Genomic DNA, 14,071 nt, shown 5'->3' on the forward strand with positions numbered 1-14,071 from the left:
TGGCGGGTATTCGCAGGATGTGCAGGCAATGCCCACGGCATGCGTACTTCCGGCTACGCTTGCGCGACCATGTCTTCATTGCACGCCCCTCGCCCGCCCGTGTCATCGATCACGATCGATGCCGTCTCGCTCGACATCCTGCAGCAGCAGCACGCGGATCTGCGACGACCACCGGCCTCGCTGACCAAGCTGATGACCGCCTACACCGCCTACGACCTGCTCGCGCAGTCGGGCGGTTCGTGGTCGGACATGATCACCATCGACCCGCGCGACGTGTACGAGGTGGCCGACGATGAAACACGGATGGGCCTGGTGCCCGGCGAAAGCATCGTCCTCGGCAGACTGCTGGAGGGCCTGATGGTAGTCTCCGGCAACGATGCCGCGCTCGCCCTGGCCCGTCACCTGGCCGGATCACAGGCGGCGTTCGCGCAGCACATGAACGACCACGCGCGAGCGCTGGGCCTGCACGATACGCACTTCATTTCCGTGTCCGGCATCACTACCCCGGGGCATCTGTCGACCGCACGCGACATGGCGATATTGGCCGCGCAGGTGCTTGGCCGCCACCCCGATCTGCTGGCGATCACCGCACAGCGCAGCTTCGTGCACCACACCCTGCACAAGGCCAACCAGAACGCGCTGCTGGGCGAAGACGGCGTGGATGGTTTGAAGACCGGTTACACACAGGCTGCAGGCTTCTGCCTGGCAGCCACCGCCCGTCGCAGGTGCGCTGGGCACGCGCTGCCACTGCGCCTGATCACCGTGGTGCTGGGTGCTGATTCCCGTGCGTCGCGCGATGAGCAGGTGCGTGCGCAGCTTGATGCAGGCTTCGCCAGCGCCGGAAGCGCCGGAATGGCCGGCGTCCAACCCGCGTGACCGGCAGGCAGGGCAGACACCACGGGCAATGCGCTCTATAGTCCAGCGCCCGAAGGAGTACCCCCACCGATGGATCGACGCCTGTTGTGCTGGATGCTTGCGCTGTCCTGCATGTTCGCCGCTGCAATCACCCATGCCGGCGAACTCAGCCCTGCCGAGACCGACGCGCTGCAGCAGGATGTGCGTTCTCTGCTCTCCACCTTCGCGCGTGGCGATACCGATGCCATGATCGAGCGCACGCATCCGAGCGTGAAGCGTTTTGCCGGCGGCGACGCGGCGTATGCGAAAGCCGCGCGCGATGCGATGAAGGCACTCGGCGACATGGGCCTGAAGGTCATCAGCGATGAGGTCGGCGAACCGACCCGCACCTACGCTGCCGGCGACGAAGAAGTCTGCTTCGTGCCGCGGACCACGGTATTCACCATCGACGCACAGACAGTGAAAAGCCTCACCTTCATGGTCGCCATCCGGCAGGTCGGTGGTACGCAGTGGCGCTACATCGATGGTGCCGCCATGCAGGCAATGCCGGAGCTGCTGCGACAGCTGTTGCCGGACCTGCCGCGTGACGTGCCACTGCCATCAGTCAGCGTCGAGCAACTCTAGGCCGCTTCGCCCACACGATTCAGCTGCCACGCTTGACGATGGCGACGATCACGCGCTCCAGCTCGGCCTCGGCGGCCGTGTGTTCCACCGCACCGGCCGCAACCGCTTCAGACAGGGTTTCGGCGGCACCGAGAATGGCCCACAGCCCGGTAGCCGGCACGGCCTCGCCTACTGCGAACGGGCCCAGCCACTGCGCGCACTTGTCGATGAAATCCTGCTGATAGCAACGGCGTACCGCACGCAGTTCCGGTGACCCGGCCAACGCGGCGAGAATGTCCTGGATCTCGCTGCCCTGCGACAGCACACAATCGATGTAGCCCGAGGCGATGGCATGCGCGCGATCCTTCAGCCGCGCCTTCGCACTGCCGATGCGGTCGTCGAAGACCACGGTCTGCTTATGGTCATAGTCGGCATACAGCGCGGCCAGCAGACCGTTGCGTGTTTCGAAGTGGTCGTAGGCCAGCGGCTTGGTGACACCGGCCGCCTCGGCCAGGCGGGCCAGGGTCAGCGCATCGGTGCCCTCTTCGCCAACCAGCGCCCACGCCACGTCCAGCAGCTGCCGGGCGCGCTGTTCACGGGTCAGGCGGCGACGGGGCTCGGGCGCGGCAGGTCTGGAAGGCAAGGGAGATCGTCAGGGCGCGGGGGTTCCGATCTTACGTCCGATGTCCACTGCCGTCTGCAGATGCGCTTCGGCCATGCCGCTGTCGGCGTCCAGCAGCAGCGTGGAGGACAGCACCGGCGCCCCGCAGTAGTCGAAGATACCCTGCTCGATCTGGGTCTTCATCGCCGCGCCATAGCCACGCCGGTCGATCATCTGCTGGCCCGCGCCGCCCAGCCCGACCAGATGCACCTGCAGCCGCTGCAGCTTTTTTTCCACCTTGCCGTCGGCACCTTCGTCATAGGCCCAGCCCTGGGTGAAGACGCGGTCGATCCATCCCTTCAGCAGCGCCGGGAACGACCACCAGTAGAGCGGGTAGACCAGCACCAGCGCATCGGCCGCATCCAGCCGGGCGTGCTCGGCGGCGACATCGGCCGGCAGCGTCGTGGTCCTGCGGAAGAACGCGTGGTCCTGGGCATTGAAACGTGGATCGAAGCCTTCGGCCATCAGATCCACCGAGGTGACCGTATTGTCGGCATCGGCGTTGACGATGGCCTCACCGATCCGCGCAGCGACGGCGTGGGTGAGCGAGGCCGGTTCAGGATGTGCCACGACAATATGGGTATGCATGATGGGGCTCTGCTGTTCATTAGTTACCAATGGTAACTACGATTGCAGCCAGCACCAGCATCATCGGTGGAATGCTGTTGCGCGCTGCGGTCGCTGTTGTGCACATCACAGCCACACCGGGCTGCCACGGCCTTGATGCCGGTAAGCGGATGCTTGCCGGACCAACGCAGCATTCGCACGACTACACACCATGCAGAGCAACAACGAACGACCCGCACCGCTACCCCGCCTGCTCCTTGTGGAAGACCAGCTCGATCTGGCTGATCTGATGGAACAGGCCCTGACCGACGAAGGCAACGAAATCGCCCACGCCAACAGCGTCTTCGAGGCATTGGGCATGCTCGACAGTGGCCACTTCGATGGCGCCGTGCTGGACGTGGAACTTCGTGATGGCGTGGTATTCCCTGTGGCCGATCGGCTGCTCGAACTGGGCATCCCCTATCTTTTTGCTTCAGCGGTATACGACCAGCTGGTGCCGGTCCGGCATCGGCGCGCGCCCTTCCTGGCCAAACCGTTCCATGTGCAGGGCCTGCAGCGCGCGGTGCGCGAAGCGCTCGGCAGGACGGCCGCCCCGCCGACGCCGCCGCACTAGCCTGCACGCACCTACGGCTTGAACAACCCGTTGAGCTCGGCACCGGACGGGGTGGCCGGCAGCGCATCGAATGATCCACTGGCAAGCATCTGCCGGGAGGCGTCGAGAAAGCCGGACCACGCGCTGCGGGCCAGCGCACCGCCGACACTGACCCGGCGCACGCCCAGACTGGCGGCCTGCTGCAGCGTCATCACGCCGGGCGCACCGATCAGCAGGTTGACCGGCTTGCCACCGGCGGCCTCCACCACGGCGCGGATCTGCTCTGCGGTCCGGATGCCGGGCGCATACAGACAGTCGGCACCCGCCTGCGCATAGGCGCGGATGCGAGCCAATGTATCGTCCAGATCGGGTCGCCCGACGAAGAAGTTCTCCGCGCGCCCCACCAGCATCACGTCGTGCCCGCTTTCATCAATGGCACGGCGCGCGGCCTGCAGCCGGGCCACGCTGTCTTCGATGCTGCGCAGCGGATGGTCCGCATCGCCGCTGGAATCCTCGATCGACAGGCCAGCCACACCGGTAGCGATCGCCATCGACACGCTCTCGTGCACCGCCTCCGGGCTGCGGCCAAAACCATCTTCGAAGTCGGCGTTCACCGGTAGATCGGTCGCCGCCACCATCGCCTGCAGATGAGCGAGGATCTCGCTGCGGCCCATCGCCCCGTCAGGCTGCCCGTGGGCCCAGGCATGGCCGGAACTGGTGGTAGCCAGTGCCTGGGCACCCAGCCGCGCCAGCGCCACCGCACTGCCCACGTCCCATGGATTGGGCAGCAGGAAGCAACCGGATGCATGAAGCGCCCTGAAGGCAGCGCGGCGGTTTCGGATGGCGTCGGCACTCATCACGGACTCCTGGTGGATACGTTTTCCCCGGTTGCTGCCCGCGCAGTGGTCATCTGGCAGCGGGCTTCACGGCGGCGCGGCCCGGCTGCGTTGTCGTCTGCAACTGCAGCCCTTGCAACAGTGCCTTGTCCAGCTTCGCCGCCACGCCCACACTGCGCCCGGCCAGGTTGGCCACCTGGTACTGCACCGCCACGCCCAGCACCTGGGTCGCCTCGGACAGTGTCAACCCATAGGCCTGGCGCAGCCACTGCAGCATGCCCGAGGTGGCGATGCGCAGCGCATCATCGCTGGAGCCGCCCTGGCCCAGGGTCATGATCTGCGTTGCCGATTCCACCCGCGGCGTTGCGATCGCATGCTGCTTCAGCAGCTCGACCTTCACCACCACATCCAGCGATGTCTCCAGCGCCCACTGGGTGGTTTCGCCATCGCCCTGGAGTGCGTGGCCATCACCCAGGTACATCAGGGCGCCAGGCTGCTGCACGGGCAGGTAGACCGTATTGCCTTCGACCACGGCGTTGAAGTCCATGTTGCCGCCGAAGTCACCGGTATCGCCGGTGGAAAAAGGCGGGTAGCCGAAGCCGGGGGCCAGCGCCAGGCCGCCGAGCATCGGCTTCACCGGCACTTCGAAATGCCGCAGGCCACCACCTGCGCCCTGCGGACGGGCGACGCCCCTGCTGCGGTCCAGCTGCCAGCGCACCGGCTTGCCCAGCCCGGTGGCTTCGGCAGCCACCCGCGGCGTCTTCAAGCGTCCCACCAGGCCATCCAGGCTGTCGGCATAGTCACGGTTGAGCTTCAACGAGGTAAGCGTGATCGCCAGCGTGTCGCCGGGTTCGGCACCGACCACGAAAAACGGCCCGACCTGTGGATTGCCGAACAGCGCGCGGGTGACGCCCTTCTCGTCGACGCCGCCGGAGTCCAGCGTGCGGGTCTGTACCGAGTCCCCCGGCCAGATCACCAGCACCGGCGCACGGTCGGCGCTGAAGGTATTGGAATAGTCGGTCGGCGTGAACACATGGCGCTGAGGTGCGGTCGAAACCCGCGCAGGTACTTTCCAGGCGCTGAAGGCGTGGACGGCACGCGCCTCGCGGTTGTTGGTGTCCGGCTGATCGCTCTGTCCCTGCATCCGCGCCCCGTCAATGCGCCCGTCGAACTGGTAGCGCTGGCCCTGGCTGTCGGTTGCGGTGAATACCATCTGCCCGGCACCCAGGGTGCCGGTGACCGGGTCGGCGTCCAGACGGCCGGCGATACGCCCGTCCTGCACGTCCACCTGCAGGGTCTGGTAGTTCCTGCTGCCCCACAGGTCGGTGGCAACGATCCATTGTTCGGCAGCCAGCGCATTCAAGGGCAGCAGCGCCAGCAGCACTGCAGGCAATCGCATGGGGGTGGGCACGGCGCGAGCATCCAGGAGCGCCGACATGGCGGGTTGACCCAGTGTAGGAACACCCTGGCAACCTCCGCAGTGTCGAACGTAATGCGGCCCGGCCGCAGTCTTCCGGCAGGGGGGATGGTCGGCACGCGCAGTTTCCACTGTCTATAGTGAGCAGCCATGCGGCGCACGGCCCTTTCAAACGATCGCTTTAAACACCACTAATTTCGCCGAACTGGACAGCATCCTCAGCTTCCGCCAGACTGCCGCCCTTTCCCGTCAATCGGATCCCATGGCGAAGCTGCTGGTCCTGCATGGCCCCAACCTCAACCTGCTCGGCAGCCGCGAGCCGGAGGTCTACGGCCACACCACGCTGGCCGACATCGACCAGGCGCTGGCCGCCCAGGCCGCTGCCGCAGGTCATGCGCTGGAGAGCCTGCAGTCCAACGCCGAGCACGTCCTGGTGGATCGTGTACAGGCCGCACGCACCGACGGAACCGCCTTCATCCTGATCAACCCGGCCGCCTTCACCCATACCTCGGTTGCCCTGCGCGATGCGCTGGCGGCGGTGGCGGTGCCGTTCATCGAGATCCACCTGTCCAACCCGCATACCCGCGAGCCCTTCCGCCAGCACAGCTATTTCAGCGACAAGGCGGTGGGCGTGGTGTGTGGCTTCGGTGCCGACAGCTACCGCTATGCGATGGACGCGGCATTGGCGCGCGTGCAGGCCGCCGCCGCATCATGAACCTGTCGCGCGTCCTCGCCAGCGTTGTGCTGTGGGCCGGCCTGTGCGGCGCTGCCAGCGCGTTCGACCGCAAGGACGAGGGCATCGACTGCGCGCATCCGACCACCACGATGGAGAGCGACCTGTGCGCCTCGGACGTGGCAGCGGCCGCCGACGTCGAACTCAACACCGTCTACGCCCAGGCACGCAGGCAGCTGCGCACGCCGGCCAACGGCGGCACCTGCAGCTACTGCGGCAACGCCGAACAGGAACTGGTGCTGGCCCAGCGCGCATGGATGCAGCTGCGCGACCACGACTGCCAAGCGGTGTACGCCCTCAACTCCGACGGCACCGCGCGCAACGGCGCGCAGATGCGCTGCCTGATCACCCTCGCGCGCGACCGCACCCGGCAGCTGCGCGACTTCTACGAACTGCTTTGACCCGAGCGCAACGCGCTTCCCACCACACTGACATCAAAGAGCAAAGAGGCCACCATGGATCTCCGCAAAATCAAGAAGCTGATCGACCTGCTGGAAGAGTCGAACCTGGCTGAAATCGAAATCAAGGAAGGCGAAGAGTCGGTGCGCCTGTCGCGCGCTCCGGTGTCCGGCTACGGCATGATGCAGGCCCCGCCGCAGATGATGATGGCCGCTCCGGCCGCCGCCCAGCCGGCCACCCCGGCCATGCCGATGCAGTCGCCGACCGAAGCCTCCACCGGCGGCACCGCCAAGCCGGGCAACGCGCTGCCGGAAGGCCACGTGCTGCGCTCGCCGATGGTCGGCACCTTCTATGCCTCGTCCGCACCGGACAAGCCGGCGTTCGTCAGCATCGGCCAGCAGGTCAAGGCCGGCGAGACCCTGGCCATCATCGAAGCGATGAAGATGTTCAACCCGATCGAAGCCGATGCGTCGGGCACCATCGTCGCCATCCTCGGCGAGAACGGCCAGCCGGTGGAATTCGACCAGCCGCTGTTCGTGATCGGCTAAGGGGCGGCTGCCATGCTCGACAAAGTCGTCATCGCCAACCGAGGGGAAATCGCGCTGCGCATCCTGCGCGCGTGCAACACCCTGGGCATCCGCACGGTGGCCGTGCACTCCACGGTCGACCGCAATCTCAAGCACGTGGCCATGGCCGATGAATCGGTCTGCATCGGCCCGGCGGCATCGGCGGAAAGCTACCTCAACATCCCGGCGTTGATCGCCGCGGCCGAGGTCACCGACGCCCAAGCCATCCACCCCGGTTATGGCTTCCTGTCCGAGAACGCCAACTTCGCCGAGCGCGTGGAAGAGTCCGGCTTCATCTTCATCGGCCCGAAGGCAGACACCATCCGCCTGATGGGCGACAAGGTCGAAGCGATCCGTGCCATGAAGTCGGCCGGTGTGCCGTGCGTGCCCGGTTCTGGCGGCCCGCTCGGCGACGACATCGTCGCCAACACCAAGATCGCCCGTGAGATCGGCTACCCGGTCATCATCAAGGCGGCCGGCGGCGGCGGTGGCCGCGGCATGCGCGTGGTGCACGCCGAAGCTTCCCTGAAGACCTCCATCGAAACCACCAAGAGCGAGGCCAAGGCCGCGTTCGGCAATGGCGAGGTCTACATGGAGAAGTTCCTGGAGAACCCGCGCCACGTGGAGATCCAGGTGCTGGCCGACGGCCAGGGCAACGCCATCCACCTCGGCGAGCGCGACTGCTCGATGCAGCGTCGTCACCAGAAGGTGGTCGAGGAAGCACCGGCACCGGGCATCACCGCCGAGCAGCGCGAGCAGATCGGCAAGGTGTGCGTGGAAGCCTGCATCCGCATCGGCTACCGCGGCGCCGGCACCTTCGAGTTCCTGTACGAAGACGGCCGCTTCTACTTCATCGAAATGAACACCCGCATCCAGGTGGAGCATCCGGTCACCGAGATGGTCACCGGTATCGATCTGGTCGCCGAACAGCTGAAGATCGCTGCCGGCCAGAAGCTGTCGATCAAGCAGAGCGATGTGGTGCTGACCGGCCATGCGATCGAGTGCCGCATCAACGCCGAAGACGCCGAAACCTTCGTGCCGAGCCCGGGCACCATCACCGGCTTCCACGCACCGGGTGGTCCCGGCGTGCGCGTCGATACCCACATCTACAGTGGCTACCGCGTGCCGTCGAACTACGACTCGATGATCGGCAAGCTGATCGTGCACGGTCCGGACCGCGAGACCGCCATTGCCCGCATGCGGGTGGCGCTGAGCGAGATGGTGGTCGATGGCATCAAGACCAACATCGCCCTGCAGCAGCGGATCATGCGTGACAAGGGCTTCCAGGCCGGTGGCCAGAACATCCATTACCTGGAAAAGCGCCTTGCCGAGCGCAAGAGCAAGCCGATCGCGTTGACCTGATCGGCAACTGCAGTCGCTGCACATGAAAAGGGCGGGGTTTTCCCCGCCCTTTTTGCGTTTTTACGGTAGCGCCGGGCCATGCCCGGCGGCCTTCCATCGCCACCGCCCACCCGCCGGGCATGGCCCGGCGCTACCGGCGTGGCGTCAGCGCGCGTCGGCCGCGGTCGCGGGAATCTGCGAGTTCGCCAGTGGACGCACGCCGTTCGGCGAGGTCGGATCGACGATCACCATGGTCTCGCTGGACCCATCGGGCCACACCACCTGGAAGGTGCTGCCGGCCGGCAACGACGAGAACGGCACGCCGCTCTGCGCACGGTAAACGGCGGCAACCTGGCTGGCACCGGCACGACGCACGTCTTCCTGTGTCTTCACCGAGGTCAGCTCCACCTTCGATAGACGCCGGTAGCGGTCCTCGTAGGTGTCGATCATCAGCAGGCCTACCGCACCGGCCGAATAGGCCACGAACAACACCACCCAGAACCAGAACTTGGCCCCATGCAGGAATCGACGGTAGTTCATCGCCCGTCCCTCGTGCCAATCAATCGCTTGATCCATTCCTTCATTTTCCCCGCACCTTGCCGCGAAACCGCGGCGTCATACACAAATTCACGGAAGTCCTGCGTTCCATCCGGCGAACAGATCCCTCCATTCGCACAAAAACTGTTGACCAGCACGCTGTCGGCTCCACAGGGAAGACCGAGTTCGCAGGCCGCAACCCGCCATGCCAGTTCACTCAGCTGTTCACCGGCCACCATGCCGGTCAATGCCTTGTCGCCCGCCGCACGCAATCCCATGCCCGGCGCGATCGCCATGTACGCCTCCGGATCGCGCGAGGTACGTACGCGTTCAACCAGGTCGCGGCGGTACTGCTCGCTGTCCTGCAGTGGCTCACCTTCGGCAAACAACGCCGCTTCGGCCGCCAAGTTGCCCTGCTGGGCCGCACGACGACGCTCGCCGATCACCAGTGCCGGGCCCAGCTTGTCGCCGGGCACGAAGCCACCGCAACGCTGCGCCACCCGTTCGCGCGCCTCCACCATCTCCGGCGCCGCACTCAGGCCGAGGCCGGAAAGCACGTTGTTATCCAGCCGGTAGCCGCCCGGGTCAACGGCGTACTGCGCGCAGTAGTCGTAGACCCGGCTGAGCATCCAGCGCGCCTCGTGGTTGCCCTGGTCGGCCTGCACGCGCAGGCGCTGCGCGTAGGCGTACAGATCGGTGGCACTTTCGATGTCGGCGCGGATATCCAGCGGCAGGCCCGACGGCAGCGCGGTGCCACGTTCGAAAGCCGCGAGGCGGCGTGCCAGCGCTTCGGGCATCACCGGTGCCAGCGCGCCCTGTGCATCGCTGGCCTGGGCGGCCAGCGGCACGTCGACATGCGCGTCCATGGCCCGGCTGTGGCCGTTGGCCCGATAACCGGCCACACCCAGCACGGCCACGGCCGGCAGGACGAGCAACCAGGTTTTCAGGGTCGGGGCGAAAGCCATCGGCAACGTTCGGTGGTACGGCGCACAGGAAAGCGCCGAGTTTAGCAAGGCCCGTGAGGCCTGTCTGAACCGGCTTCGTTCATCTCAAGGCATACGGAGACGCCGCGATGGTCTAGCATGGCCCCCTTTCCCGCGATTGCCCTCACCGCCATGCCGTTCCTGGAACTGACCCTGCGTTGCACCGAAGCCACCCAGCCCCGCTATGAGAATGCGCTGGAGGATGTGGGCGCGCTGGCGGTGACCCTGCTTGATGCCGAAGCCGACACCAGCAACGAACAGGCCATCCTCGAACCCGGCGTGGGCGAGACCCCGCTGTGGGACACCCTGGTGCTCAGCGCGCTGTTCCCGGCCGACAGCAATGCCTTGCTGCTGCTGGCCGCGCTGGAAGCCTTCGATCCGGAGCTGGACTGGAGCAACGGCAGCTTCCGCGCCGTGGAAGACGAAGACTGGGAGCGCGCGTGGCTGGACCAGTTCCAGCCGATGGACTTCGGCAGCCGTACCTGGATCGTGCCGTGGAACCACGAGCTGCCGGAAGCCGCGCAGGCCGCCGACGCCGCCATCGTGCGCCTCGACCCGGGCCTGGCCTTCGGCTCGGGCACCCACCCGACCACCGCGCTGTGCCTGCGCTGGCTGGACCAGTTGGCCGTTGATGGCCAGCTGCAGGGCCAGCGCGTGCTCGACTTCGGCTGTGGCTCGGGCATTCTCGCCCTGGCCGCGCTGAAGCTCGGTGCCGCCCAGGCCATCGGCGTGGACAACGACCCGCAGGCGTTGATCGCCACCGCCGACAATGCCGAACGCAACGGCGAACAGGCACGCATGCAGGTGTACCTGCCGCAGGACGAACCGGTCGCCACCTACCCGATCGTGGTCGCCAACATCCTGGCCTCCGCGCTGGATGCACTGGCCGAACTGCTGGCCGCCCGTGTCGCCAGCGGTGGTCGCATCGCCCTGTCGGGCATCCTGCATGGCCAGGAAGACGAACTGCTGCAGCGCTATGCGGCGTGGTTCGACGACCTGCAGGCCACCCAGGATGGCGACTGGATGCGCATCACCGGCGTACGCCGCGCCTGATCGTGGTTGAATGACCGCTGGATCCGAGCCCGCGCCCTGAGCATGTCCGAGCCGAACCCACCGCGCCGTCCCCTGGCCACGTTCCTGCGCACCGCGCCGGGACGCGATGCCACGCCTGAAGCCACCGAACCGCGCGAACCGGTGCCGACCGATGCAGCGCCGGTGATCGAGGACATCGACCCGGCAACGGACATCGTGGCGGCAACCGAAACAGAACCGGCGGCCGCCGCTGATCCAATCATCGAGCCGGACTTCACCGCCAAACCCGGCATCGTTGCCACCGCCGCCGATGCGCCCAGCTTCCTCGGCGTGCGCCCGCGGGCGCTGCCCACCCCTCGCTGGCATTGGCTGCTGGTGACCGCGCTGGCGCTGCTGCTGTTGCTGCAGAGCGTGCTTGCCGATCGTGCACGGCTGGCCGCCGAGGCCGGTACCCGGCCGTGGATCGGCGCGCTGTGCAACGTGCTGCGCTGCGAGCTGCCCGCTTGGCGCGAGCCCACTGCATTGACCATGACCAGCCGTGAAATCCGCCCGTTGCCGGCCCAGCCCGGCGTGCTGCAGATCCAGGCCAGCATCCGCAACGACGCGCGCTGGCCGCAGGCATGGCCGGACCTGCGCCTGTCGCTGTCCGATGCCGATGGTCGTGTGATCGGCACCGGCGTGTTCGCACCAGCGCAGTACCTCGGCGAAAACCCGGGTGCGGCCCCTCTGGAACCGGGCCAGAGCGCACGCATCGCCTTCCGCGTGCAGGAGCCTGCCGCATCCACGGTCGCATTCACCTTCGAGTTCCTTTGACCTGGGCCTGACCGTCCGGCCGTGGCAGGTCGGGCACGCTCGCGCTAGACTGACCGCCATCACCTCATCCGGTCCGGCGCCCCGCGTGCATGGACCAACCAGATCGGGAACCCCCTTGAACGCTGTCCTTTCTCGTCCTGACAACAGTCGTGGCGCTGCCCGGCCACCGCTGCGCGAACATGTGGCCCAGTCCGTGCGCCGTTACCTGCGCGACCTCGATGGCTGCGATGCGGACGATGTCTACGAGATCGTGCTGCGCGAGATGGAGATTCCACTGTTCGTGGAAGTGCTCAACCACTGCGAAGGCAACCAGAGCCGCGCAGCGGCGATGCTGGGCATCCACCGCGCCACCCTGCGCAAGAAGCTGAAGGAATACGGCATCAGCGCGTAAGCGCGGATGCGTCTACCGCGGAACACCCCATCCGGTAGCGCCGGGCCATGCCCGGCGGCATGGTGATCTGCCGCACTTCGTGCTCGCCGGGCATGGCCCGGCGCTACCACGGCATCGACCAGGGTCAACCACCTCCCGCCTTCCAGTAGTAACGCACCACGTGGAAGAACACCGGCGCGGCGAAGCACACTGAATCCAGCCGATCGAGCATGCCGCCATGGCCCTCGATCATGTTGCCCCAGTCCTTGATGCCGCGGTCGCGCTTGATCGCCGACATCACCAGGCCGCCCCAGAACCCCATCAGATTGATCAGCAGCGACAGGCCGAACGCCTGCAGCGGCGTGAACGGGGTGATCCACCAGAGCGCGGCGCCCAACGCGCTGGCACAGAGCACGCCGCCGACGAAGCCTTCCACCGTCTTCGACGGCGACAGCTTCGGCGCGATCAGGTGCTTGCCCAGCAGCTTGCCCCAGATGTACTGCAGCACGTCCGACGACTGCACCACGATCACCAGGAAGGCGAACAGCAGCACGTTGCGCGCCGGATCGTAGCCCGGCACGCGCAGGTTCAGCAGCAGCGGCACATGCGAGATGCAGAACACGCAGATCATCAAGCCCCACTGCACCTTCGACGTGCGCTCCAGGTAGTGGGTGGTGTCACCACCGATGGTGGCCAGGATCGGCAGGAACAGGAACGCGTACACCGGGATCAACAGCGTGTACATGCCATACCAGTCGATCCAGACCAGGTAGTACTGCCACGGCAGCACGATGTAGAACGCGGCCAGCAACGCGTAGTAGTCACCTGATCGTGTTGGCGCCAGGGTGATGAATTCGCGCAGTGCGAACAGCGAGATGATGGCGAACAGCACGATCACTCCGGCGCGCCCGAAGAACAGCGCCAGCCCGACCACGATGGCCATCACCCACCACGCGCGGATGCGCGAGACCAGGTTGGCGATCACCGCGCTGGGCTGTCCACGCTGGCGCCAGCGCAGGGTTTCGGACACCAGCGTGGCCAGCACCAGCACCGCGCCTACGCCCGCGAACAGCAGCCCTGTCTGCTGGCCCACACTGCGTGCGGCAAGATCACCGGACACATCGATCATGAAGCTCATGCACGGCCTCCGTTCGGGGCCAGGGCCAGCAGCGCCTGCCGGCTGCGTGCCAGGAACGCCGCCTTGTCCTCATCGGCCTGCAGCCGCAGCGGCGTACCGAAGGTTGCCGTGCACAGCAACGGCAGCGGCAGGAAACGCCCTTTCGGCATCACCCGCTTGAGGTTGTCGATCCACACCGGCACGAACTCCAGCTCCGGGCGTTGCCGGGCGAGGTGGTAGATACCGCTCTTGAACGGCAGCAGCGGCTCATCACCGATGTTGCGCGTGCCTTCCGGAAACAGGATCAACGAACAGCCCTCGTCCACCGCGTCACGCAGCACCTGCAGCGGATCCTGATGGCGGTTGCCGGCCTCGCGCTCCACCAGCACGCCATTGAATACCGCGTCGATCAGGTAACGACGCAGACCGTCGCGCTGCCAGTACTCGGCGGCGGCGACCGGCCGCACCTGGCGCCGCAGCGCCGGCGGCATCGACGACCAGATCAGCACGAAATCACCATGACTGGCATGGTTGCCGTAGTACACGCGGTGCTCGCTGGACGGCGCGCAGCCAACCCACAGCGCGCGTGCGCCGGTCACTACATGGATGGCCGCGCTGCAGGCGCGGGCGATCAGTTCAGCAAACATCG

At 66.6% G+C, this 14,071-nt stretch carries 18 protein-coding genes; 10 read left to right on the plus strand and 8 right to left on the minus strand.

Annotated features, from left to right (window positions below; genetic code table 11):
- The first annotated feature begins 69 nt into the window (after window positions 1–69).
- Entirely contained in the window at window positions 70–876 is an 807-nt protein-coding gene (locus CR918_RS17100) for a D-alanyl-D-alanine carboxypeptidase family protein (RefSeq protein WP_099843886.1), read from the plus strand.
- Between the two features lie 69 nt (window positions 877–945).
- Window positions 946–1,479, plus strand: coding sequence for a hypothetical protein (locus CR918_RS17105; RefSeq protein WP_099843888.1), 534 nt, complete (start codon window positions 946–948; stop codon window positions 1,477–1,479).
- 19 nt (window positions 1,480–1,498) lie between these two features.
- On the opposite strand, the gene CR918_RS17110 is transcribed toward CR918_RS17105, so the two are convergent.
- Together CR918_RS17110 and CR918_RS17115 are read right to left on the minus strand one after the other, a co-directional pair.
- Window positions 1,499–2,062 (minus strand): TetR/AcrR family transcriptional regulator, encoded by a 564-nt coding sequence (locus CR918_RS17110; protein WP_099844414.1) that lies wholly within the window; start codon window positions 2,060–2,062, stop codon window positions 1,499–1,501.
- A 48-nt stretch (window positions 2,063–2,110) separates the two neighbouring features.
- On the minus strand, window positions 2,111–2,707 hold the full coding sequence (locus tag CR918_RS17115) for an NAD(P)H-dependent oxidoreductase (protein ID WP_099843890.1): 597 nt from the start codon (window positions 2,705–2,707) through the stop codon (window positions 2,111–2,113).
- Window positions 2,708–2,897: 190 nt separating this feature from the next.
- Between CR918_RS17115 and CR918_RS17120 the strand changes: the two genes are divergently transcribed.
- Entirely contained in the window at window positions 2,898–3,299 is a 402-nt protein-coding gene (locus CR918_RS17120; protein ID WP_025878633.1) for a response regulator, read from the plus strand.
- An 11-nt stretch (window positions 3,300–3,310) separates the two neighbouring features.
- Here the strand turns inward: CR918_RS17120 and CR918_RS17125 are convergent, their stop codons facing one another.
- Together CR918_RS17125 and CR918_RS17130 are read right to left on the minus strand one after the other, a co-directional pair.
- Window positions 3,311–4,138 (minus strand): isocitrate lyase/PEP mutase family protein, encoded by an 828-nt coding sequence (locus CR918_RS17125; RefSeq protein ID WP_207759528.1) that lies wholly within the window; start codon window positions 4,136–4,138, stop codon window positions 3,311–3,313.
- A 46-nt stretch (window positions 4,139–4,184) separates the two neighbouring features.
- Entirely contained in the window at window positions 4,185–5,525 is a 1,341-nt protein-coding gene (locus CR918_RS17130; protein ID WP_207759529.1) for an acetamidase/formamidase family protein, read from the minus strand.
- 268 nt (window positions 5,526–5,793) lie between these two features.
- On the opposite strand from CR918_RS17130, the gene aroQ reads away from it, so the two are divergent.
- Genes aroQ through accC form a run of 4 tightly spaced genes read left to right on the plus strand, consistent with a single transcriptional unit; the run spans window position 5,794 to window position 8,591 of the window.
- Window positions 5,794–6,246 (plus strand): type II 3-dehydroquinate dehydratase, encoded by a 453-nt coding sequence (aroQ, locus tag CR918_RS17135; RefSeq protein WP_025878630.1) that lies wholly within the window; start codon window positions 5,794–5,796, stop codon window positions 6,244–6,246.
- Complete coding sequence (locus tag CR918_RS17140) at window positions 6,243–6,665, plus strand: lysozyme inhibitor LprI family protein (protein ID WP_059065320.1); 423 nt, start codon at window positions 6,243–6,245, stop codon at window positions 6,663–6,665. The genes aroQ and CR918_RS17140 overlap by 4 nt, the downstream gene beginning before the upstream one ends.
- Window positions 6,666–6,719: 54 nt before the next feature.
- Window positions 6,720–7,211: an acetyl-CoA carboxylase biotin carboxyl carrier protein gene (gene accB / locus CR918_RS17145; protein WP_025878628.1), complete on the plus strand. Its 492-nt coding sequence runs from the start codon at window positions 6,720–6,722 to the stop codon at window positions 7,209–7,211.
- Window positions 7,212–7,223: 12 nt separating this feature from the next.
- Window positions 7,224–8,591, plus strand: coding sequence for an acetyl-CoA carboxylase biotin carboxylase subunit (gene accC / locus CR918_RS17150; RefSeq protein WP_025878627.1), 1,368 nt, complete (start codon window positions 7,224–7,226; stop codon window positions 8,589–8,591).
- Between the two features lie 144 nt (window positions 8,592–8,735).
- Here the strand turns inward: accC and CR918_RS17155 are convergent, their stop codons facing one another.
- Window positions 8,736–9,110 (minus strand): hypothetical protein, encoded by a 375-nt coding sequence (locus CR918_RS17155; protein ID WP_025878626.1) that lies wholly within the window; start codon window positions 9,108–9,110, stop codon window positions 8,736–8,738.
- On the minus strand, window positions 9,107–10,072 hold the full coding sequence (locus CR918_RS17160; RefSeq protein WP_025878625.1) for a hypothetical protein: 966 nt from the start codon (window positions 10,070–10,072) through the stop codon (window positions 9,107–9,109). Before CR918_RS17160 ends, CR918_RS17155 begins: the two co-directional genes overlap by 4 nt.
- Window positions 10,073–10,222: 150 nt before the next feature.
- Between CR918_RS17160 and prmA the strand changes: the two genes are divergently transcribed.
- The 3 genes from prmA (at window position 10,223) to fis (ending at window position 12,326) form a co-directional block, all read left to right on the plus strand.
- Window positions 10,223–11,143 (plus strand): 50S ribosomal protein L11 methyltransferase, encoded by a 921-nt coding sequence (gene prmA / locus CR918_RS17165; protein WP_059065374.1) that lies wholly within the window; start codon window positions 10,223–10,225, stop codon window positions 11,141–11,143.
- A gap of 42 nt (window positions 11,144–11,185) precedes the next feature.
- Window positions 11,186–11,935, plus strand: coding sequence for a DUF3426 domain-containing protein (locus CR918_RS17170; protein ID WP_099843893.1), 750 nt, complete (start codon window positions 11,186–11,188; stop codon window positions 11,933–11,935).
- Between the two features lie 115 nt (window positions 11,936–12,050).
- Window positions 12,051–12,326 carry a DNA-binding transcriptional regulator Fis gene (gene fis / locus CR918_RS17175; protein ID WP_006397198.1) on the plus strand — a complete coding sequence of 92 codons (276 nt, stop codon included), beginning with the start codon at window positions 12,051–12,053 and terminating at the stop codon, window positions 12,324–12,326.
- A 124-nt stretch (window positions 12,327–12,450) separates the two neighbouring features.
- On the opposite strand, the gene CR918_RS17180 is transcribed toward fis, so the two are convergent.
- Together CR918_RS17180 and CR918_RS17185 are read right to left on the minus strand one after the other, a co-directional pair.
- A complete protein-coding gene (locus CR918_RS17180) occupies window positions 12,451–13,443 on the minus strand; it encodes a phosphatidate cytidylyltransferase (protein ID WP_033832372.1) in 993 nt (330 codons plus the stop codon).
- A complete protein-coding gene (locus CR918_RS17185) occupies window positions 13,440–14,069 on the minus strand; it encodes a lysophospholipid acyltransferase family protein (protein ID WP_025878621.1) in 630 nt (209 codons plus the stop codon). The genes CR918_RS17180 and CR918_RS17185 overlap by 4 nt, the downstream gene beginning before the upstream one ends.
- Window positions 14,070–14,071: the final 2 nt, after the last annotated feature.

It is taken from the genome of Stenotrophomonas indicatrix (assembly GCF_002750975.1).
In the GTDB taxonomy this organism is placed as follows: Bacteria; Pseudomonadota; Gammaproteobacteria; order Xanthomonadales; family Xanthomonadaceae; genus Stenotrophomonas; species Stenotrophomonas indicatrix.